The organism is Candidatus Pseudothioglobus singularis PS1 (genome assembly GCF_001281385.1).
GTDB classification, from domain to species: Bacteria; Pseudomonadota; Gammaproteobacteria; order PS1; family Pseudothioglobaceae; genus Pseudothioglobus; species Pseudothioglobus singularis.
Map to the genome: position 1 here is coordinate 1,359,479 of NZ_CP006911.1, position 20,408 is coordinate 1,379,886.

The 20,408-nt window shown below is 31.1% G+C and carries 19 protein-coding genes; 1 reads left to right on the forward strand and 18 read right to left on the reverse strand.

Going from position 1 to position 20,408, the window contains the following annotated elements:
* Nucleotides 1–14 precede the first annotated feature (14 nt).
* The 6 genes from W908_RS06885 to W908_RS06910 all read right to left on the reverse strand — a co-directional run bounded on the left by W908_RS06885 (nucleotide 15) and on the right by W908_RS06910 (nucleotide 5,533).
* On the reverse strand, nucleotides 15–341 hold the full coding sequence (locus tag W908_RS06885) for a tetratricopeptide repeat protein (protein WP_053820495.1): 327 nt from the start codon (nucleotides 339–341) through the stop codon (nucleotides 15–17).
* A 79-nt stretch (nucleotides 342–420) separates the two neighbouring features.
* Complete coding sequence (locus W908_RS06890) at nucleotides 421–1,494, reverse strand: DUF1972 domain-containing protein (protein WP_053820496.1); 1,074 nt, start codon at nucleotides 1,492–1,494, stop codon at nucleotides 421–423.
* A gap of 11 nt (nucleotides 1,495–1,505) precedes the next feature.
* Nucleotides 1,506–2,648 (reverse strand): putative sugar O-methyltransferase, encoded by a 1,143-nt coding sequence (locus tag W908_RS06895; protein WP_053820497.1) that lies wholly within the window; start codon nucleotides 2,646–2,648, stop codon nucleotides 1,506–1,508.
* Nucleotides 2,638–3,651: a hypothetical protein gene (locus tag W908_RS06900; protein ID WP_053820498.1), complete on the reverse strand. Its 1,014-nt coding sequence runs from the start codon at nucleotides 3,649–3,651 to the stop codon at nucleotides 2,638–2,640. Before W908_RS06900 ends, W908_RS06895 begins: the two co-directional genes overlap by 11 nt.
* Nucleotides 3,641–4,222, reverse strand: coding sequence for a DapH/DapD/GlmU-related protein (locus W908_RS06905; RefSeq protein ID WP_053820801.1), 582 nt, complete (start codon nucleotides 4,220–4,222; stop codon nucleotides 3,641–3,643). Before W908_RS06905 ends, W908_RS06900 begins: the two co-directional genes overlap by 11 nt.
* Before the next feature lie 45 nt (nucleotides 4,223–4,267).
* Entirely contained in the window at nucleotides 4,268–5,533 is a 1,266-nt protein-coding gene (locus W908_RS06910; RefSeq protein WP_144417911.1) for an MATE family efflux transporter, read from the reverse strand.
* A gap of 116 nt (nucleotides 5,534–5,649) precedes the next feature.
* Here W908_RS06910 and W908_RS06915 point away from each other — a divergent pair, with 116 nt between their 5' ends.
* Complete coding sequence (locus tag W908_RS06915) at nucleotides 5,650–6,882, forward strand: radical SAM protein (protein ID WP_053820500.1); 1,233 nt, start codon at nucleotides 5,650–5,652, stop codon at nucleotides 6,880–6,882.
* A gap of 12 nt (nucleotides 6,883–6,894) precedes the next feature.
* On the opposite strand, the gene W908_RS06920 is transcribed toward W908_RS06915, so the two are convergent.
* From W908_RS06920 to rfbH, 12 genes are all read right to left on the reverse strand, one after another.
* Nucleotides 6,895–7,890 (reverse strand): glycosyltransferase family 2 protein, encoded by a 996-nt coding sequence (locus tag W908_RS06920; protein ID WP_053820501.1) that lies wholly within the window; start codon nucleotides 7,888–7,890, stop codon nucleotides 6,895–6,897.
* 107 nt (nucleotides 7,891–7,997) lie between these two features.
* Nucleotides 7,998–9,170, reverse strand: coding sequence for a phytanoyl-CoA dioxygenase family protein (locus tag W908_RS06925; RefSeq protein ID WP_053820502.1), 1,173 nt, complete (start codon nucleotides 9,168–9,170; stop codon nucleotides 7,998–8,000).
* 115 nt (nucleotides 9,171–9,285) lie between these two features.
* The gene (locus W908_RS06930) at nucleotides 9,286–10,266 is read right to left on the reverse strand and encodes a glycosyltransferase family 2 protein (RefSeq protein ID WP_053820503.1); all 981 of its coding nucleotides are present in this window, start codon (nucleotides 10,264–10,266) and stop codon (nucleotides 9,286–9,288) included.
* A gap of 10 nt (nucleotides 10,267–10,276) precedes the next feature.
* Nucleotides 10,277–10,945 carry an HAD family hydrolase gene (locus tag W908_RS06935; RefSeq protein ID WP_053820504.1) on the reverse strand — a complete coding sequence of 223 codons (669 nt, stop codon included), beginning with the start codon at nucleotides 10,943–10,945 and terminating at the stop codon, nucleotides 10,277–10,279.
* Nucleotides 10,923–11,963, reverse strand: a complete 1,041-nt coding sequence (locus W908_RS06940; RefSeq protein WP_053820505.1) for an NAD-dependent epimerase/dehydratase family protein — start codon at nucleotides 11,961–11,963, stop codon at nucleotides 10,923–10,925. The genes W908_RS06935 and W908_RS06940 overlap by 23 nt, the downstream gene beginning before the upstream one ends.
* On the reverse strand, nucleotides 11,960–12,790 hold the full coding sequence (locus W908_RS06945) for a hypothetical protein (RefSeq protein WP_053820506.1): 831 nt from the start codon (nucleotides 12,788–12,790) through the stop codon (nucleotides 11,960–11,962). Before W908_RS06945 ends, W908_RS06940 begins: the two co-directional genes overlap by 4 nt.
* A gap of 1 nt (nucleotide 12,791) precedes the next feature.
* Nucleotides 12,792–13,988, reverse strand: coding sequence for a radical SAM/SPASM domain-containing protein (locus W908_RS06950; RefSeq protein WP_053820507.1), 1,197 nt, complete (start codon nucleotides 13,986–13,988; stop codon nucleotides 12,792–12,794).
* A 105-nt stretch (nucleotides 13,989–14,093) separates the two neighbouring features.
* On the reverse strand, nucleotides 14,094–14,588 hold the full coding sequence (locus W908_RS06955; protein ID WP_053820508.1) for an NUDIX hydrolase: 495 nt from the start codon (nucleotides 14,586–14,588) through the stop codon (nucleotides 14,094–14,096).
* A 3-nt stretch (nucleotides 14,589–14,591) separates the two neighbouring features.
* Nucleotides 14,592–15,662, reverse strand: a complete 1,071-nt coding sequence (locus W908_RS06960) for a class I SAM-dependent methyltransferase (RefSeq protein ID WP_053820802.1) — start codon at nucleotides 15,660–15,662, stop codon at nucleotides 14,592–14,594.
* Nucleotides 15,663–15,729: 67 nt separating this feature from the next.
* Entirely contained in the window at nucleotides 15,730–17,559 is a 1,830-nt protein-coding gene (locus W908_RS06965) for a thiamine pyrophosphate-binding protein (RefSeq protein ID WP_053820509.1), read from the reverse strand.
* 4 nt (nucleotides 17,560–17,563) lie between these two features.
* The gene (locus tag W908_RS06970) at nucleotides 17,564–19,015 is read right to left on the reverse strand and encodes an N-acetylneuraminate synthase family protein (RefSeq protein WP_053820803.1); all 1,452 of its coding nucleotides are present in this window, start codon (nucleotides 19,013–19,015) and stop codon (nucleotides 17,564–17,566) included.
* 82 nt (nucleotides 19,016–19,097) lie between these two features.
* Nucleotides 19,098–20,408 carry a lipopolysaccharide biosynthesis protein RfbH gene (rfbH, locus tag W908_RS06975; RefSeq protein WP_053820510.1) on the reverse strand — a complete coding sequence of 437 codons (1,311 nt, stop codon included), beginning with the start codon at nucleotides 20,406–20,408 and terminating at the stop codon, nucleotides 19,098–19,100.

Sequence of the window (20,408 nt, forward strand, 5' to 3'; positions counted from 1 at the left end):
TGAATCATTTTAGTCTATTTTTTAAATAAATTGCTTATCTGTAATAATTCAAACTTAGCATTTTCATCTCCCTGTTTAGCAGCTTTAGAATACCAATAAACTGATTTTTCATAATCCTTTGCAATCCCTTTACCTTCGAAGTAAATCCAAGCAAGATAAGCTTGAGCCTTGATATTTCCTTGTTCAGCAGATTTTGTATACCAATAAATAGCACTGTCAAGATCCTCAATTACACCATAGCCAAACTCAAAATTAACTCCACATTTAAATTGCTCAGCTGAGTTTTGCTCTTCTAAAACTGGAGAAGAATTTTGTGTATTTATTTTTTTAAAAATTGACATATTTATTTGAAATCATTAACTCATAAATATTTTACCAAAATAACAAAAAATAGAAAAATTCTAAATTATTTTAATTATATTAAAGTATCTTAGCATATTTTTCTGAGACACTGAGCCAGGTATAGTGTTTTTCAGCTAAAGACTTCATATCCGAAGAAATTTTGGAAAGATCAATTTTATCTAATCCACTTATTATTTCAAATAATTCTTGAGTATCTTTAAAATAGAGAGCCATATTAAAGGTTGTTTTTTGATTATACTCCACATCATAAGCAACTATAGGAAGGCCTAAATTCATCGCTTCAACCAGAGAGGGGTTAGTTCCTCCTGCACTGTGTCCATGGATATAAATAGTACAATTACTTCTTAAGATATCAAGTTTTTTTTGATCATAAATTGAATCTATTAAATATATATTATGTTGATTTTTATATTGTTGCTTAAGTTTCAATCCATAATTACTATTTGACCAGTTACCTACGATTACTAAAGGATATGAGTCATTAGACTTAAACGTCTTAAGAATCATATCAATATTATTTTCAGGTTCGATTCTACAAACTGAAAAAGCATAGGGGAAATTCAAAAAATCATAAATAGCTATAAAATCATCCTTACCCTCACTATTAGCATGATCTCCACCATATGGAATAAATACACTATTTACGTTATATTGATCAAGAACATATTTCTGGATAGCTTTATTGTCAGTAACTACAATATTTGCAAATTTAACAGCAATTCTTTCAGAAAATTTTAAAAACAATTTTGCAAACTTTCCCCACTTATCTCTCTTCCATTCCAATCCATCAATATTAACAATTAGTTGACTTTTGCCATAAAATTTAACTAAAGGTAAAAAAATACATCCTGAAACGCCCAAAACAATAATAGTATCTGCAAATTTTAAGGATTTATAAATTGAAACAATATCATATAGAATGCTTTGAATGCCATTAGCGTTAAGATTAATATACTTTAACTTGGCTCCATTAAATTCTTCAATCTCTGTTGGATATTTTTTTTTACTGCAATAAACTGTTATATCAAATCTACTACTTAGATGATCAACTAAATTATTTGCAAGCGTCTCCCAACCTCCATATTTTGCTGGTAAACCAACTGTACCAACAATAGAAATTTTTTTTCTCATAAATTAGACATTCAATTTCTAGCCTTATAAAGGAACTCAAATTCATCCATAGAAAAATTTATTGCTTTGTTCCATAATGCTTCAGTCCTATTCATAAGTTCAAATTTATCTAGATTGATAGGAAAGTCATCTGCAGACATAGTGCTATATTTCGTATGATTCAGATGATATATATAATTATTAGAAATTCTATTGATAATATTAATGTAGTTTTTAATTGTATTAGGAGGCATCTCAGCTAAACTATATGAATTAAATACTAAATCTATACTGTTAGTGCGAACTTTATCAATTTCAAAATTAGGCATTAAAATTAAATCATAGTTAGTAAGGTTGTCATTTTCTAGATCTACTTCTCCATAAAGGGCAATCTTCTTATCTGGAAAAGAGCTTAGTAAGTAAAAAGCTGTAAGAGCAAAATTTTCAGGCAAATCAAAATCAAAATAAGTGACATTATTGGACTCTTGCATAAGATAATATGCCATATTTCCAAATCCACCGCCTAATTCTAATACAGAGCTGCGTTTTTTATCTTTTAATAATTGACTAATTTTAGTTGCATAATAGTGATTATAGTAGGAGCCTCCCTCAACAAAAATTCCGTCAACAAAATGGCCATAAGTATTTCCAAGTAATGGACCTTTTAATGAATCTATGTTATGAGAATTACCCAATTCAGCATTCCAAATGTTATATCTGTTGACCACATCTTTTATGTATATTCTGGCATTTGGCGTACTGATATTTCCAGAAAAGTAATTTTTTGTCATTCTTTCATATCCGCCAATTCCATGCAATCCAACACTACAGGGTTCACGCATAAAGTTATTATATATAAGCTCCATAGATTGAAAATCACATTCATTTAATACCCTCATGATGTCGCCCATATATCTCTTATATATTGGAACCCACTCATTACCAACCTGATAAACAGAATTGGCCCTCTCTTGAACATCTTTAGCCATATTGTATGACCTACATATTCTTTCAAAAATATTAAAATCAATCGTTTGACTTTTTCTATTCATAAAACAATCATTAATTAAGTCCAAATTATAATTAGGATCATTTTTATATTTACTTCCATCAAAAGATGAAACATATAAATTAAAAATTCTTCTTAAAATTGCATATTTGATTCTACCTATCATTTTGATTGTCCATATTTAAGTATACTTTGGGCTGTTTGTTGTTTTTATATAAAACCATTACTGGAAGAATTGTCAACAAGGGTAATGAATATCTTATAAAACTTGTAAAGCCAGAAACCATATACGCCAAAACACTCATACTAAGATATATTGGAAATAAAAAAGCAAGCTTTCGAAAGCATATTATGTGCCAAAACTGGAGACAAAAAGAGCCAAATGCAATTGGCAGGTACATAATAGACGGACTAAAGAAAATAAATAAACCAGTTAAAAATAAAAATGGCCAAATTATAGCTCTCAATAAAGCTCCTAATATTCCATATTCAAAAAAATTAGGCACTTTATCAAAATCTCTAAATGTCATATTAACTTGATTTTCAATATTTATTATTGAATACAAAAAACCATCCTTCTGAATAAAAATAAAAACTATCACTGGCATGATAGCTAAAATAAAGGTCTTTTTGTTGATAAATGAAACAAGATAGATCAATGTTCGTATAGATGCTGAATAAGAAATTATCATGAAGATCCATGAGTAAACTCTACTAAGGGTTAAAAAACCTATTAAACCAAAAATAATAATCGTATCTTTCAATACGTGAACTGCTAAATGTAATCGATATGGATTAAAGATGACTAATAAAATCAAAAACCAAATTAAAAAGCTATTAGAACTAAAATTCTTATCAAAAAAAGTTGCCAATAGAACATTGGTTAGTGAATATAGAAATATATTAAAAGCTAACACTTGCCATATTATGCTATCAAACAAACTAACTAGAACATAAAAGGAGTTTCCAAAAAGAAACCGGAAATTAAAATCAGCTAATGCTATATCTTTCCCAAGAGTTAAGTAAGTATTTGCGTCTGGGTGAAAATTCAAACCGATACCTAATGCTCTTTCCGTAACTAAAACAAACAAACATGATAATAGAGACAATATAAATATTAAAAAAGGATTAAATAAAGACATCCTAGAATTACCAAATTTAATATTCATTTTCAGATATTAAAATCCATTGTTTTTTTTCAAAACTATATCTTTTTAATAATTTAGCAGGCACTCCAGCAGCAATACAATAATTAGGTACATCACAATTTACTACTGCGCCTGCGCCAATTATAGAGCCTTTACCAATCTTTACACCAGGCAATATAGAAACATTTTCACCAATCCAAACATCATTTCCAATTTCTATCGGATTGGAAACTAATTCTCTTTCAACAGGAGGCTCGGTTGGGCTGGATTGAGAAATTCCAGAATAATTACCATGGCTGTGATCTGAGATATAAACCCCACTAGCAATTAATACTCTATCACCAATAATCACTCTATCTAAAGCACCAATATGTAAATTGTGAAATGCCATAACACCCTTACCAATTTCAACTTTTGAAGTTGCACCAAATAATTCAATAATAAGTCCAGGGCCACATGAAAAGTCTTTTCCTAAAATTAATGAGCCTTCGTTTCTAATATATACAGGCCTACGAATAATTCGAGCTTTAGGATAGAAAATCTTTGTAAAAATTAAATCAACAGATAATCTGATTAGAGATAATATGTCCATAGAACTACAAAGAGTAGAAAATTTTTTAAGAAATTTCATAGAATATTATTGAGGGATGGTCTCAGCAATCATATTTTTCTTAATAAAGAAAATCTTTAGTACTATTGATATGATTAGTGCCAATATAATTGAAAAAATAACAGAGGTAATACCATATAAATCTATAGTTAAATATTGGAATATAAACAAAAAGACAACTCCTGCCAAAGAACTTAATGCATTAGCCTTATCTCTCTTTCTAGTATAAAGCATGTAATATAAATGTGAATCAATTATATGAAAAAAAGGAACCAAAAGAAAGAGATAGAAATCATTAATATAATTGATATATTCAATTTTTTCAATCAATATAAGTAACAAATCAAAGAAAAAATATAAAAAAGCAACTAAAAAAAGACATATAAGTAATGATCTTTTAAGCATCACTTTTATTAAGCTATCAGACTTCGAAACCTCTTCATTCTCATAAGCTTGGAGAATCTTAGAGTGATCAAAAGCAACAGATGAGCTCCAAACAAATAGAGGAATAGCAAATATAAAACCAGAGTATAAAGTATAAATACCGGCTTCAACTTGAGCATTAATGATTTGAAGTGAGAATCTTCCAGATAGTTCAAACACAATTAATGAAATTCCAGTAACAAAAAAAGGCAGTGTTAAGTAGATCTGTCTTCCATAAGTCTTAATTGAAGGTAATGTTGCAAATACTGACATTCCATAATATTTAATTAACTTAATAAATACTAAAAAACACCCAATGATTACAGATAAAGCCCACATAAAAAGTATATTTCTTATACTCAAGTTAAAAATATTTAGAGATACAAAAATCACTGTTAAATAAGCCCAAACTCCTGATTTAATGAAATCAACTACTGATGAATAAACTGGTTGATTTAGAGAAATAAGAATTTTTTTATGCTCCGTAGAATAAGATTCACCATAAACAATAATAAAAAATAAGATTACCATATCTAAGCTTAAAGTCACCTTCGAAGTAATAAATAAATAAGATATAGGTGAGATAAGAAAAAACATAATTAAGGTAAAAATTGTTAACCCAAAAACTGTTTTTTGTTTACATAAAAAATCTTTACAATTTATTATTTGCCTTGCTGTAATGCTTCCATGCTCTAATCCAGCAATATAAACTGTTGCAAAAATTGCAGCTGTTATAAATCCATATAATCCTAAATCAACCACTGAAAGCTTTCGTGCCATATAAACAATTAGGAGAAACTTAGATACAAGAGTTGCCCCTCTAATTATAAAAAGTATAGTTCTTGCATTTAAAATTGAATTTTTTAACAATATTTCCATTAAATGATATTTAGGAGCATTAAAAGTGAATTGGGATTTTTGAAACTATTGAGGAATCATTTTTTTAAGATATAATTATCTTTGATTTTATATTACTTGGTAAGAATATGAATAATGTTATTAATTACGATTCAATTGCCCAATTAAAAGAGTCTTTAGAAAAAGAAGAAGATGTTTATATTTATGGTTTTGGAATTTCTGGTCGGTGGCTTGCTGCAAATATTGATATACCAATTCAAAATTTTATCGATACTGATACAAAAAAATCAGGGAGAGAGTCGACTGGTATAAGCTGTATTACGCTTGATGAAGCAAAAGAAAAATTAACAAAAAATTCTGTAATAATAATCTCTGTCATAGACATCCAAGACGTTCTTCCAAACGTAGAAAATTTAAATATAAAAAAATGGCTTGCTCTTGGCCTATTTTTAAACAATCATCCTGTGCATATAAATCCAACAGACGAAAGTGAGGATTTTGTTAAGTACTCTCTTCAGGCAGTTGAAAAATGCCATAAATCATATCTTGTAACTCAAAGCTTATATTTAAGAAGTGTGGATGTTGTAATTACTGAAAAATGCTCATTAAAGTGCAAAGACTGCTCTAATCTTATGCAATACTATGAAGCTCCAGTTGATATTTCTTTTGAAGAAATTAAGGCAGACTTTGATGAATTAACATCAAAAGTAGAATATATATACGAAATTAGACTAATTGGTGGTGAGCCATTTATGAATAAAGATATATATAGAATAATGGATTATTTTAATAATAATAATAAAATAACTAAACAAGTTGTATATTCAAATGCAACCATACCCCTTAAAGAGGAGTTTGTTAATATTCTTAAGCATCCCAAACTAGTCTTCACCTTAACTGATTATCGTAAAGTAACTAAGGGAGCTATTGAAAGAAATACAGCTAAAGTTCACGAAGCCTTAAAAAGGTTAGAAGTGCCGCATAGATTGCATGATCCAGAGAATTGGACTGATAGTGGCGTTCTCCAAGACTTTAAGAGGGATGTACCTGAAATGAAGGAAATGTTTCTTGATTGTTGTGCTCGAAATTTAATAACACTTACGGACAACAAATTATATCGCTGTCCATTTGCTGCAAATGCCGATAGATTACAAGGTATGCCTGATGATAAAAGAAACTATGTTTCCGTTAATGCATCAACAAATGATATTAAAAAATATATAAACGATATCGAGTTTATACCCGCATGCAACTTTTGCAAAGGCAGGTCTTATAGCGCTCCAGAAATAGAGTCGGCAATTCAAACGTCCAAGCCAATCCCTTATGAAAAGTATATTAATGTTCCAATTGAAATCTTATAGTTAAGAATACTGCTAATTAATAAATCTGTAAAACATAATCATTAAAGTTATAATTAATTTGGATTTAAACATCCAGTTTTTTATTAGTGGCATTTTTTTACATTCAATATTATAAAATTTTAATGATTCAATAACTGAATCCTCAAGCAAAATCTTTTCAATAGCCGATTTGACAAATCCAAAGCTTCTATTTTGTATTTGTACCATTAATTTCGACACATAAAAATTAGTTGCAGAATGCTTTAAATCTATTGCATTAAATATTCCATGATTTTTTAAAAATTGATAATAAACTTCAACATGAAGACTAAATTTACCTATACCGTTTTCTGAAAAATAAGATAAGCCGCCTTGATGAACCCAATGACTATATATCTCAATATCTGAAATTTTAATAGTATTAGCATTAGTAATAACTTCGCTGATAAACAGAGAATCTTCAAATTTCTCAATGGATTCATTAAAAAGCAATGAATTTTCTATTAAAAATTTTCTTTTATAAATAGAAGCCCAACAGTGAATGAGGATTGAACTACCAACTGGTGATTTTAAATAATCAATTATTAAAGAAAGTCTTCGTTTCTTATCTAACTGGCCATTTTGATTGTGGTTAAAGGATTTTTGTTGAAAATTATATTTATCCTTACTTTGATGTTTAAATATGATTAAATCATTTTCCTGCTCAAGAGTATCGCTCAAATTATTGATTTGACTTAAATCTAAATCATCGTCTACGTCACAAAACATTAAAAAATCAGAACGACAGTTTCTTATACCAATATTTCTTGATTTAGATACTCCAAATTTTTTGGGATTTTTTATAAAAACAATATTATTTTCTTCAACTTCTTTTTTAATCAAATCAAGAAGGTCATCTTCCGAACCATCATCGATTAGTATAAAACTAACTTGATTTGATTTATTTCGACTTAAATTATTTAAGATTATTTCTTTATATCTAATTGCGTTATAAAATGGAATAATTACTGTTAAAAATTCACTTTTCATTGAATCTCGTATTAAATAAAATTAATTTTAATTAACATATTTTATGAAATATAAGTAAGTCTAGAAGTTTATTTTGAGATAAATACTAGATTGAATTTATCAACTGATCAGTCTTTGAAATAACTAGACTTACTTTTAGCTCCTTGTTTTAGACCATGATTGAATAAAAGTAGATTTTTTAACTCCTCTGAAAAAGAATTAAGATTTTCTTCACCTATGATTAACTGATGATTTTCCTCAAGAGCCATCTCAATTAAATGACTGGCAGCAAAGCATGCTAAAAGTGCAACCCTATTTTTGTTGGTACTATTTTCTCCACTTTTATGCCACAAATGCCCAGTCCAAATAACCATTGAGCCTTTGGGTGCAATCATTTTAACTAATTGTTTTTTATGTTTTTGTTCATCACTAAATGTGGGCTTCGAAAGAATTTTATGTGAGCCTGGAAGACAAACTGTTGCACCATTATCTGCAGTATAGTCCTCAACAATAAAATTAATATTAGCTCTTATTATCCAAGGTGGAATTGGTTGTGGCACTGCAGAGTCTAAGTGAAACTTTTGCTCTTCCCCTCCACCAGGAATGATATTTGCATGCCAACTACTTAAAGTATACTTATCATGCAAGGTTTCCCTGTCAAATAAGTCATTCATAATATATTCTACTATTGGAAGTGTTAACAATTCACCGAGTTTATGTGATTTATTTACTAGATTATAAATTCTTTGAAATCTATTATTAAAACCATAAAAATATCCGCTATTATTTAACTCTTCTTCTTTTGCAATATTTATAACAATTTCCCTATAGTGGTCACACTCTGCACTAGACAAAACATCAGGAATTACCACATAACCATTATCATTGAAAAAATTTCTTTTACTTAAATTCCATTTTTCTCGTGTATCACTATTTATATTTTTTTGTTCATCAAACTCCCTCAAAATAACAACTCCTAAGTCTTTCAGAAAGTCTAAGTTATTACTTGAATTGCCTCCAATTTGATTATCAAGTTCATTTCCAATTGAAAATTTATAAAGTGAATTTTGTTCTTGCAGATACTCAACATTAATAGCATTTAAAAAATATCGATTAGCTTGAAAATTGTTAACTTCTTCAATTTTTTTACCCAGCCAAAAAAGACTTAAAATGATTAGAGCATTGTCTTTTTTTAATAATTCTAACTGTTGCGAAGAGAAACCTTGTTGATTTAAATTTAACCAATCATGGAAGAATACAACAATTTTATTTAAATTAGTATAGGATTTAATTGAGTTCATTTTGAAAAAATAATAAGCTCAAAAATAGTTTTGAACTATATGAATTGTAATGATATTCATTTTATACTATTTTCTTTTGGGGGTTCTTTGCGTTAAATCTATTATTTAAATTGACCTAATTACTCCTAAAACCAATTAATGAAGTTGTTTTTTTAGGTAACTTTGTTAAAAGGTAAAATAGAATTATTAGAATAAATCTTGGGAAAATTGACATTAGCATTACAATAAATTTTGGGTATTTCACTATAATTCCAATTTCTTTTGAATATTTTTTATAGCTAGTATAAGTCAAAATTCCTCTGAACCTCATCAGAGCGATACCTCTCAACGTAAATAGTTTACTTAAAATTCCAAAATTTTTAATACACTTCAATTTACTATTAAAAGAGTAATTTGGAGGCAATGAAAAAACAGAATTAATCCACTGTCGAGAGCCAAACTCAAGAGCTCTAAAGTCATGACTCCAATTTTTTCTTATTACTCCTTTTGGATTAATAGCATAGACTGAGTATTCAGGGTTCCATAACACATGAAAGTCTTTATCAGTTAAATATTCAAATATCGAGCAAAAATGAGCAAATCCAGAACTATCAAACTTTTTAAAATCAAGCTCTTTGAGGACCTCCTTTCTAATCAATAGTGAACTAACGCAGGTCATTAAGGGGCCTAGATCAGTTAACAATAATTCTGAATTAGTGTAGTCAGCTGAAGGAATATTCTTTACCATATCTTCAAGATTCAAAACATAAAGATCGGTCTCAGGATTTAATTTTATTGACTCCAAAACATACTTAATTGTCTTTTCAGGGATAAAATACCTATCACCCATAAGCCATACAAAATCAGTTGTAGCAAGATTTAAAGCTAATTCTGTATTTTTTGTAAAATTCACATGCCTTGGAACTTTTCTTGAAGTAATCAATGAATATTTAACTTTCCATTTATTTATTATTTCGTTTGTATTATCAGTAGAATCATTGTCCGAAATAAAAACTCTGATTTTGTACTTTTCAAACAATGGAGTATTTGTTTCCAATAAATAATCCAAGAACTCAGCATTATTATAAGTTGGTATTGCAATAGAAATAGAACTCATAATTTATGCACTATTTAATATTAAGTAATTTATTAATTAAATCTAATGGTGATAAGACATTAACTGTATCCAATAATTCTTCTTTATTATCATAGCCCCAACAAGCCATTATAAAATCAATGTTGCTAAAAAATGAAGCGGTTTTATCATCCTCACGATCGCCAACATAAACTGTATTTTCTTTTGCAAGGTTATTATTTTTCATAATAGTAGATAGCAGCCTACCTTTTGATAAAGCTGGCGGTGAAATAGAATCTAAAGCATAAATGCCTTCAAAAAAATCGCTCCACTTTAGTAAATTAATAATTTTCTGAGTAGGATAAATTCGTTTGTTAGTTGCAATATAAATCTTTAAACCACTTTTCTTGACCTCAGTAAGCATTTGAACTATACCTGGATAAACTATTGTATTCTTGTAGCCATACGTATCATAATGAGACTTAAATTCAGCCGACAAATTATCCAAAATTTTCTTATTAGAAGTGCCAGACAATTGTTCAAGTATCTCCACTAATGGTGGGCCAATAATATCTGAATTTAGAGACTTTATTGGAGTTATACCACAGGATAGAAAAGCACTTTTAAAACTAGCAACAATACTAGAGGAAGAGTCTATTAAAGTCCCATCTAGATCAAATATAACCGTTTTTAGAGATTTATTCTTTAGATTTACTGGCATCTCTTAACCTGTTAATTGATAAATCTAAATCAATCCATATATCTAAATTAAATTCATTTGTGGCTCGATCTATATTAGGCACATAGTAACTACGTGAAAAATTTCCTACGGAATGAGAAGTGTCCCCTTGAATCACTATTTTTTTATTGGGTGATATTATTTTTTGTATTTTTTTTGCTAAATCTATAATTGACAATGCTTGATTTGAGCCTACATTATAAATCTTATGTTTGCAATTAATTGACATAAAACTTAAAAGCCACACTGTTAAATCGTTAACATCCATGTAAGATCGATATGCTTTACCATCACTTTTAATATTAATTGTTTCATTATGCATTGCATCAAATACAAAATTTCCAATTGCATAATGAAGTTGTAAAGGAAGATTTGGCCCAACAAATGAAAAACATCTTGCAATCACAAAGTCAAAACCGTACTTATCAGCATAATATGATATTAGAAACTCGGCACCTCTCTTTCCTTGAGCAAGTGCTGAAGAAGGTGAACTCGTATCAGGAGAACCAAAGTAAGTTTCACTAACATTCTTTACTCCCTCTGGGAGTTTGCCATAAACAACTCCAGAGCTTGTAAAAACTATCTTCTTTACGTTGCTAAATGCTGCAAATTGAAGAACTCTTTCTGTTCCTTCAACAAGTGTCTTGTATTTTCTTAGTTGATCTTCTCCTTTGAAAGTTTCGAAAGCAGAAGTTGTCGCTAAATGAAATAATTTTGAAAATTTCTCTTTTGGAAAATCAAAATTTCTAACTTCACCCTCTAACAGGGTAATAAAACTTGATTTAACTATTTCAGCATGTTTAATTGTAAATGAACTAATATTTCTTGTAAGTACTGTGACTCTTATATTTAAATTGCTCCTTTTGTTTGACTCAATTAGTGAGTAAAGAAGCGCTGAACCAATAAAACCAGAGCCCCCAGTAATAAAAATAGACTCACCAGCTAATTCAGACCATCCACTAAATTCCCTTTCAGAGATATTTATCTCTTCAGAATTCATTCAATCGATGCAAATAAAGTCAGGCCACCAGACCATTGTTCAGAGACTTGTTTCTGTCCTGGAGTAAGCATCTGACTCATGCACCAAAACTCGAGATGCTGACCATAAGCTTTAAAACATAACATTAAACGTTCGTCAGTGTGCTTAAGAGCTGAAAGACAAAGTACTGGTGGATAATCATCTATGTTGACCAATAAGTCAGGCGAGCCAATTAGGGCTGCTGCGGTATCTACAGCACCACTAAGGACCAGATTTTCATGAAGTGGTAAAGTTTTCATTTGAGCTCGTTGAGAATCAATATCATACTCCTGCAAAGCTTGTGGAAAATACCATCCAACCACTGCACCTCTTTGTTGTGCATCAAGAAAGGAGTCATATCGTGACTTATTATCGATGCTTAATTCGCCCTCTAATTTTGAACTACCCTGAAGTGTAGCTTTACAATGAAGCTCTGGAAAAGTGCCTTTAAATGAGGCGGCAACTGATGGTAATGTTGTTTTTTCTAATTCTATTCCTAAATCAATTTCTGGCTCTCTCTTAGGGCAAATAAAGGGAACATGAACTCCAGTGAAAAGGTTTTTTAAGAGAGGTTCATTCTCTAAATTTTCTTTCAAATCTGTACATGTTGATTCAAAAGATTCAAGTTTAATGCCAGGATCAACACTAGAAAATTTCTTACTGTTTGTTAAAATTTCTGGAAAATTATAAGAAGATTTACTTATTTTATAATACGACAATGACTCTTCATTAAAAACCCTCATACCACTGAATGGAATTCTTCTTCCTTTCTGATCAAACAAACTCTCATTATTTTCTTCTAAGCTCATTTTAATCCTTTAATTGGTTCGTTGTATTTTCAACATTAGGAAATGCTATATTACTCACCTTACCCGAGTCTTTAGACAACCCAGCAATAGCAAAACCTTTTTCATAAGGAACCGGAAGTAAAGGTGATTCTTTAAGATGGTCCGTAACAGTATCATTATGAAACTTAATAAAATCGAAGTTTTCTCCAATAATACATTCATCTCTGTAAGGTCCAAGCCATTTATCCTGCATTCCACGATCAAGAATATCAGAGAGTGGCATAGTCATAACATTTCCAATTGATAGGTCCATGTATGGACATGGGACAATCTCTCCATCATGATTAATTGTATTGATACCTTTTACAGTAATGCATTGACCCGGACGGCCATACGAAGGGGTCATGTGAGTAAAAATATTATACTTATCTTCTAAAAGTTTGAGGTAATCCACATCATCTTTGGTACATACCCACTCATCATGGCCTCGAGCACTACCTACAGGCTTAGCAAGAGTAACGTATAAAGGTATATCTTCTTCATAGCAATATTCACAAAACTCGTCAAATTCCTTTGAAAAAACTCTATCTTTTACAATACATGTAGAAATCAATAACTCAAGACCAGCCTCTTTTGAGGCTTTAACAGCTCTAAGCGCCCTCTTGTATGATCCAGGCTTTACACGAAAAGAGTCATGCTCTTCTTCTATAAAGCTATCCAATGAAATTTGAACTTTATAACCACCTAGAGCTGCAAACCATTTTGCCTTTTCTTCATCAAAAGTCCATCCATTCGTATCTAGGATAATGAGGTGCTTCATTGGATCAAGAGCAATAATTAACTCTTCAAGATTTTTATCTAATAGCGCCTCTCCTCCAGTTAAAACGAAACGATAAATTCCATATTCATCGGCTTGTCTAGATAACTCAGCATAATCATCAATTGTCATTTGATGCCTGGGATCAATAGTACCCGTTTTCTTTTTTAAATCCCTGCTCATGTAGGGCTCTTCACAGCAATGTAAGCAGTGAAAATTACAAAGTGATCTATTTATTTTAAGGCGAAGAATAGGACTTATTACACCATCAGCCATATTGCCAAAATAATTCTGGATTTTTTCATAAACCCTGGGTCTTTTAATACTTTGATCTTGACGCTTCTTACCTTCAATTTCAGTAAGTGCAGCCTCTTCAGCATAAATTGGAATTGCAGTTTGCATAATATAATTTACTCCTTTAACAGAAAATTTTATGAACTAAGATTAATAAATTAAACTTTGAATAATTATAATAAGATTAATAAACAAAAGAATATATTTTTAAAATTACAATCCTATCTTGTCCCTATATATTTCATGTTGATAAATTAAATTATCAGGACAACTTTGAAACCAACACCAGCTTCCATTTTTAGGAGAATTTTTATCGAACTTAGTTGCTTTATTTAGTGAGCTTGTTAAACTACATTCATACAATAAGGACAAAAAATGGCCTCTTAAATCACGTTCTTTATTCATAATTTCATTAATCTCAATAGGCTTCTCAATAAAAGATACTGTAGCATCAAGTTCATTTAATGCTACTTTATTCACCCTAGTTTCAGCTAGTTCTTTAAATCTTATTATTCCACCAGGCAAATGCCAATCTGGCCCATAAAATTCATCATGTCTCCATGTTAATAAAGTTCCTTTCAATGGATCTTTAATTAAAAGCTCTACATTGACCATTGGTGTTAACTGACTTACAAATAAAAATACCTCTTCTGGCAAGCCCTTTCTTGGATTAGCAATTTTACTTAATAGTTCTTTGATTTCTCTCATGATTCAGTCTTCAAATAACTCTAGTCCAAACTCTCTTAAAACTGCAATTTCAATTAAAGGATATTTCGATTTCATAATTTTAATAATTTCGTCAGAATAACTCCCTGCCATTATAATTAGTGCATCGACAGGATCTTCTATTAATTTATCTTCTGAAACTATCTTAATATGGCTCGAAGGTGAGTATCTACCTTGTTTGAAAACAGCAGAATCAACAATATATTTAATATTTTTCTCAATTTTAGTTAATGAAATAGTTGCAAGTGCTTGGTGCCCTGCTCCCCAGATAGCAACGCCCTTTTCAGGGAATTTTTTTATGAAAAAATCTAAATCATACTTTACTTTTTTCTTAAAGTTTTCAAAAAAATCTAAATTAGTTTTAATTCTTTTTCTTACAACCGCTGACAAAATATAGTTATGCCAAATCGATTTACAACTTAAAACTTCAAAACCATTAAGTTGCAAAGTAAAAATTAAAGTCTCTTTAGTAAAGTACATAAGATGATCTGAGATAAATTCGGAGTATAAACCCTTTTCTAAAATCATATTAAAATTTGGAACTTCTATAAGACCTATTGAACCTTCATTTAAAATCTTTGAAAGTTCACCAAGGACTTTATTTGGATCAGGCCAATGTTCCATAAAACTAAGACACATAAATCCATCAAATTTTTGATTTTCTATATCTGAATGTTTATCGCCTAAAAACCCCTGAGATACAGATAAATTATTATTCACACAATAATCAACTGATTGTATTGAATACTCAATTCCGTGTGCCTCTGCACCAACAGTAGATAAAATTTCAAGGTATTCGCCCTTACCACAACCAACTTCTAATACTTTTTTATTGGTTAAATTAAATTCTTTTACCCAAGACTTAAACTGCTTTAAGCGGAATTTTTTCATCTCTTCTGAAAAAGAACTTGCTCGAATTACTTCCTTAAAGTATGGAACAGGAGCATTGTCAAGCTGAATCAAACCACAAGACTTACATTGAACAATAAAAAGACTTGAACCTGCATCAAATTTTAAATCTTCAGTTGTTAAAAATCCTTGAGCCGATGAAGGCATATTACTATAACTTAATAGATTATTTTTGTAGCATATAGCGTCGCAAACTCTGCAATTAATTGACATTTCAATTATCTCTGTTAGCATTTCTAGAAATATCTAGAAGACTTATAATCATTTCTGACTCAAGTATTTTGAGAGGAAGAAGTGGGGTCATATCCTCCAGTGGCATAGAATAAATTGAACCATCTTTTTGAGGTAAAGCTGAAACTTTAGGAAGTAAAACCTCATTCTTGACTAATCGAACATCAATTATTACAGGCTGATTTGAACCTATACATTTTTGAAGAGTTTCATCTAATTCAGAAGCATCAATTACTTTTTCAAACTGAATATTATAAGTAAAAGATAATTTTTCAAGATCTGGTAATACTAGGCCAGACTCTGGGCCAGTACCAACGTATCTTTCTTCGAAATAATTACGCTGAGTATTTCTGATAGAAGCATATCCATCATTGTTCATAACCACTAATACAATCGGCAGGTTAAAGGCCTTAACTGTAGCCAACTCTTGAATATTGAGCTGCAAACTTCCATCACTTTCAATAGCAACCATTGGCTTTTTATTATTAGCAAAACAGGCACCTATAGCAGACGGTAAGCCATAGCCCATTGCGCCTAAACCAGAGGTGAGAAAAACTCTTTGGCCAACCCTATTACGAAAAACGGTGTAGAAGGCTTCAACTGCGAGACCAGAACTTCCTGTAGAAATCAAAGTTTCTTCAGGAATATTATTTGACAAAGAATTTGCCAGATGATAGTGGGAGATCTCACCTTTATTTGGAAAAGGTTTTCCTTTATTAACTCCATATCTAGTTTTCCAATCATTGCAAGTGTCTTGCCAAAATTTAAGACCAGAAGAAGTTTTTATTTTTGTTTTTTTGATGGAATCAATAAATTTACCCGCATCAGAAACAACTGAAATTTCAATATCCATTTCAAGTTTCTTGATCTCATTTGAATCAACATCTACAATGATTTTTTTAGCCTCTCTAGCAAAGCCTTTTGAATTATATGCCGTAATGATATTATCTAATCGGCAACCAATACTTATTAATAAGTCGCAATTTTGAACAGCAAAATTTGGACCTCTTAATGCAACAACCCCTGGACGGCCAACATAAAGAGGATGGTTGAATGGTAATAGGTCAAGAGCGTTCCAAGTGCTTACCACAGGAACTCCAAGCTCCTCAACCCAATCTTTAAATGATTCAGCAGCATTTGCTAAACGAATACCATGTCCTGCAATAATTAGAGGTCTCTCTGAATTTGAGATTAAATTCTGAATATCCTTAATTACTTTATTAGGAATGTCTTTTACTTTATCTGTATTATTATTTTGCCAAACAGGAAGGTTTTCCAAAGATAACGGAGCCCCTTGAACATCAAGAGGAACATCAATCCAAACAGGTCCAGCTCGTCCATCTTTAGCCATATGATAAGCCTCTTCCAACACAGACCTTATTTCCTGTGGGTTTTCAACAATTTTTGAGTATTTAGTAATACTCTTAACCATTTTAACAATATCAACCTCTTGGACTCCCTTTTGCCTCAAAGGTGAGTCACGAAGCATGTCACTTCTTTTACATTGACCAGATATGATCATTAAAGGAACAGATTCGATCCAAGCACCGGCAACTGCAGTGATAGCATTTGTAGCACCTGGACCTGTAGTAACCATTGCTACACCGATATTTTCACTAATCCTTGAGTAAGCTTCTGCAGAAATTGCTGCTGCCTGCTCATGAAGGCAGGCCACTACTTCAATTTGCCTATTCTTACCAACTGCGTCCACAAGGTGCATTGCACCACCTCCTGGCAAAAGAAAGACATTTTTAACCCCAATTTTTTCAATAAAATCTGCTATGTAGTCAGCAACTCTATAAGTTTCACTCACCCAACTAGCCCATCCAATGTGTCAATATAGTTTTTCTATTCTCATTAAGAGAGATACTTTCATCTGTATAAAATGAATCATTAACAAAATGAGTACTAGAGATTTCTTCAATAACTGCTCCATCATGACTTATAAATGCATGACGCGTTTCTGGTTCAATAGTTAGCACATCTCCAGGAGAACAAGTCTGAGTCACGCCATTTAATACAATTTCTACAGTGCCATATAAAACATGAAAAGTTTCTTCTTTTTGCTTATGATATTGTTCAGGATGTTTTTGTCCAGGAAGTGACACTAATAATTTTTTACAATAATCCCTATTTACAACAGTCAACATTGTAAGGCCAAACTCATGAAACTTTTCTAATCCATAATGATGTGATATTTCAAGCTCAGCTGATCCTGGTATTACAACATTACTATCCTTTATAATTTTTCTAACTTTTTTAACTATATCCCAAATTTTTTCTCTCGAATCTGTCTTAATGGAATTACTAGGTGAAATTGCATCATTAACATGAATATCTTCTTTAGCATGAAATGAAAAATATTTTGACCAGTCATTTGCAGTAAATTGTCCCTCTTCTGGAGGAAATGCAAAAAAAACATTTTCAATAGTCAATGCATCACCTTTATGTATATCTCGCTTAGCAAAAACCCCTCTTCTAAGAGAAAGCAAGCTTGCAGCCTCTTTAGGATTAACAGGAAGTCTGACATCACTAACACCACAAGTTTTTTGAGCATATAAAGCAGACTCCAGCCAAGCGTCAACCTGTTCAGGGGTTGCTGAATATTTATTAATTCCATATTTTTCAGTTTGAACAGCTACATGTTTTTCAAAAATGCTAGCACCTTTTGCAACAGCCATCTTAATGAAGTCAGTGTTAGATGTATCCTCATGCGTAGAAAAACCAATCCGAACATCTGGATAGCGATTTTTAAGAAAATCAATTTGAGAAATATGCATTTTATCATCTGGTGTAGGATATTCACCAACACAGTGAAGAATCGCGAATTCTTTATTTCGATGCTTTAGAAAGCTTATTACTTGGTCAATAAGTTCAATAGTAGCGCCAGCAGTTGAAGCAATAATAGGCTTATCTGTTTGACTTATTTTCTCTAAAAGGGGCCAGTCACCAAAGGAACAACTTGGAATTTTAATAATGTCTAAATCCTGAGATTCAATCACATCCACTGATTCCTCATCAAAAGGAGTTGACATAGTTAGAAAACCTTGTTTTTGAATTTCTTTAACTAGACGATCATGATCTCCTCTTGTCAGTCGGGTTTCAGAAAATCTTTTAATATATGGAATATCGTCCCTTCCCTTCATACTAGGATGAATAAATGAATCTAGCTGACGATATTGCAACTTAAATGCAAAAGAAAAAGGATACTTTTTGCATACTTTTCCAAATTCTTGAATTACATGAATTCCATGTTCAATATCACCCATATGATTATTTGCTAACTCAAGAGTAAATAAATTTTCTGGTATTTTTTTCACAAAACTCTCCCTATATTTATTATTTGGTTTGTTACCAACCGATTCCAAAAAGTTCTTCCAACTTTGACACAACAAAGTCAAGATGTTGTTTCTTTAATCCAGGATATAATCCAATCCAAAATGTCTGGTTCATAATGATATCAGTATTTTTCAAACTGCCCACAACTCTATACTCTCTATTTTGAAAATAAGGTTGTCTAGTGAGATTCCCAGCAAAAAGAAGGCGAGTTCCAATATTATAACTATCCAAATGTTTGGTCAACATAACTCTACTTATGCCAGAATCTTCTTTAATGGTTATTGGAAAACCAAACCATGATGGAGAAGAGTTCTCGGTAGGCTTTGGAAGTATTAAGAATTCTTTTAAGGTTTGTAGTTTTTCTGTCAAGTACTCAAAATTATCTTTTCTAGCTTTGACAAAATCATCAATACGTTCGAGTTGAGCCAAACCACAAGCAGCCTGCATATCCGTAATTTTTAAATTATATCCAAGATGAGAATATGTGTATTTGTGATCATAGCCTTTTGGTAAGTCTCCAAGCTGCCAGTCAAAACGCTTACCACAGGTATTATCGCAACCAGGCAAACAATAGCAATCCCTTCCCCAGTCTCTAATTGACTCAATACACATTTTTAACTGGGCATTATTTGTAAAAACTGCTCCACCCTCCCCCATGGTAATATGGTGTGCAGGATAAAAACTTAAAGTACCAATATCTCCAAAAGTCCCAACTCTTTTACCATCATATTCAGAACCAAGGGCATCACAAGTATCTTCAACTAGCCATAAGTTGTATTTTTCAGTAAATTTTTTGATAGCCCTAAGATTATAGGGATTGCCTAAGGTATGAGCTATCATGACAGCTTTTGTTTTGTCAGAGTATGCTTCTTCAAGAAGATCTACATTAATATTATAAGTTGGAATATCAACATCTACAAAAACAGGCACACAATTATTTTGAATAATTGGATTAACAGTTGTTGGAAAACCAGCTGCAACAGAAATCACCTCATCCCCAGGCATTAATCTTCTATCCCCTAGCTTAGGAGAAGTAAGAGCAGAAAATGCACACAAGTTAGCAGATGAGCCAGAATTTGTTGTAAGAACATATTTTGCACCTAAATAGTCACCAAGTTTTTTTTCAAACTCAGTATTAAAACGACCCGTTGTCAGCCAACCGTCCAAAACTGCATCTGTCATCATTTTAAGTTCATTGCTACCTATAACTTTTCCTGATGGAGGAATTATATCTCCCTCCTTAAAGGAATCATTGTTTAGATGCTCGTCACCATACTGGACAACTAAGTTCAATATTTTTTCTCTTAATTCTTTCTTGGTCAT

Bases quoted from the DNA above. Each gene is read 5' to 3' on its own strand.
- W908_RS06885 (WP_053820495.1), bottom strand. From the start codon at position 341: ATGTCAATTTTTAAAAAAATAAATACACAAAATTCTTCTCCAGTTTTA.
- W908_RS06890 (WP_053820496.1), bottom strand. From the start codon at position 1,494: ATGAGAAAAAAAATTTCTATTGTTGGTACAGTTGGTTTACCAGCAAAA.
- W908_RS06895 (WP_053820497.1), bottom strand. From the start codon at position 2,648: ATGATAGGTAGAATCAAATATGCAATTTTAAGAAGAATTTTTAATTTA.
- W908_RS06900 (WP_053820498.1), bottom strand. From the start codon at position 3,651: ATGAATATTAAATTTGGTAATTCTAGGATGTCTTTATTTAATCCTTTT.
- W908_RS06905 (WP_053820801.1), bottom strand. From the start codon at position 4,222: ATGGACATATTATCTCTAATCAGATTATCTGTTGATTTAATTTTTACA.
- W908_RS06915 (WP_053820500.1), top strand. From the start codon at position 5,650: ATGAATAATGTTATTAATTACGATTCAATTGCCCAATTAAAAGAGTCT.
- W908_RS06920 (WP_053820501.1), bottom strand. From the start codon at position 7,890: ATGAAAAGTGAATTTTTAACAGTAATTATTCCATTTTATAACGCAATT.
- W908_RS06925 (WP_053820502.1), bottom strand. From the start codon at position 9,170: ATGAACTCAATTAAATCCTATACTAATTTAAATAAAATTGTTGTATTC.
- W908_RS06930 (WP_053820503.1), bottom strand. From the start codon at position 10,266: ATGAGTTCTATTTCTATTGCAATACCAACTTATAATAATGCTGAGTTC.
- W908_RS06935 (WP_053820504.1), bottom strand. From the start codon at position 10,945: ATGCCAGTAAATCTAAAGAATAAATCTCTAAAAACGGTTATATTTGAT.
- W908_RS06940 (WP_053820505.1), bottom strand. From the start codon at position 11,963: ATGAATTCTGAAGAGATAAATATCTCTGAAAGGGAATTTAGTGGATGG.
- W908_RS06945 (WP_053820506.1), bottom strand. From the start codon at position 12,790: ATGAGCTTAGAAGAAAATAATGAGAGTTTGTTTGATCAGAAAGGAAGA.
- W908_RS06950 (WP_053820507.1), bottom strand. From the start codon at position 13,988: ATGCAAACTGCAATTCCAATTTATGCTGAAGAGGCTGCACTTACTGAA.
- W908_RS06955 (WP_053820508.1), bottom strand. From the start codon at position 14,588: ATGAGAGAAATCAAAGAACTATTAAGTAAAATTGCTAATCCAAGAAAG.
- W908_RS06960 (WP_053820802.1), bottom strand. From the start codon at position 15,662: ATGCCTTCATCGGCTCAAGGATTTTTAACAACTGAAGATTTAAAATTT.
- W908_RS06970 (WP_053820803.1), bottom strand. From the start codon at position 19,015: ATGGGTGATATTGAACATGGAATTCATGTAATTCAAGAATTTGGAAAA.
- rfbH (WP_053820510.1), bottom strand. From the start codon at position 20,408: ATGACCAAGAAAGAATTAAGAGAAAAAATATTGAACTTAGTTGTCCAG.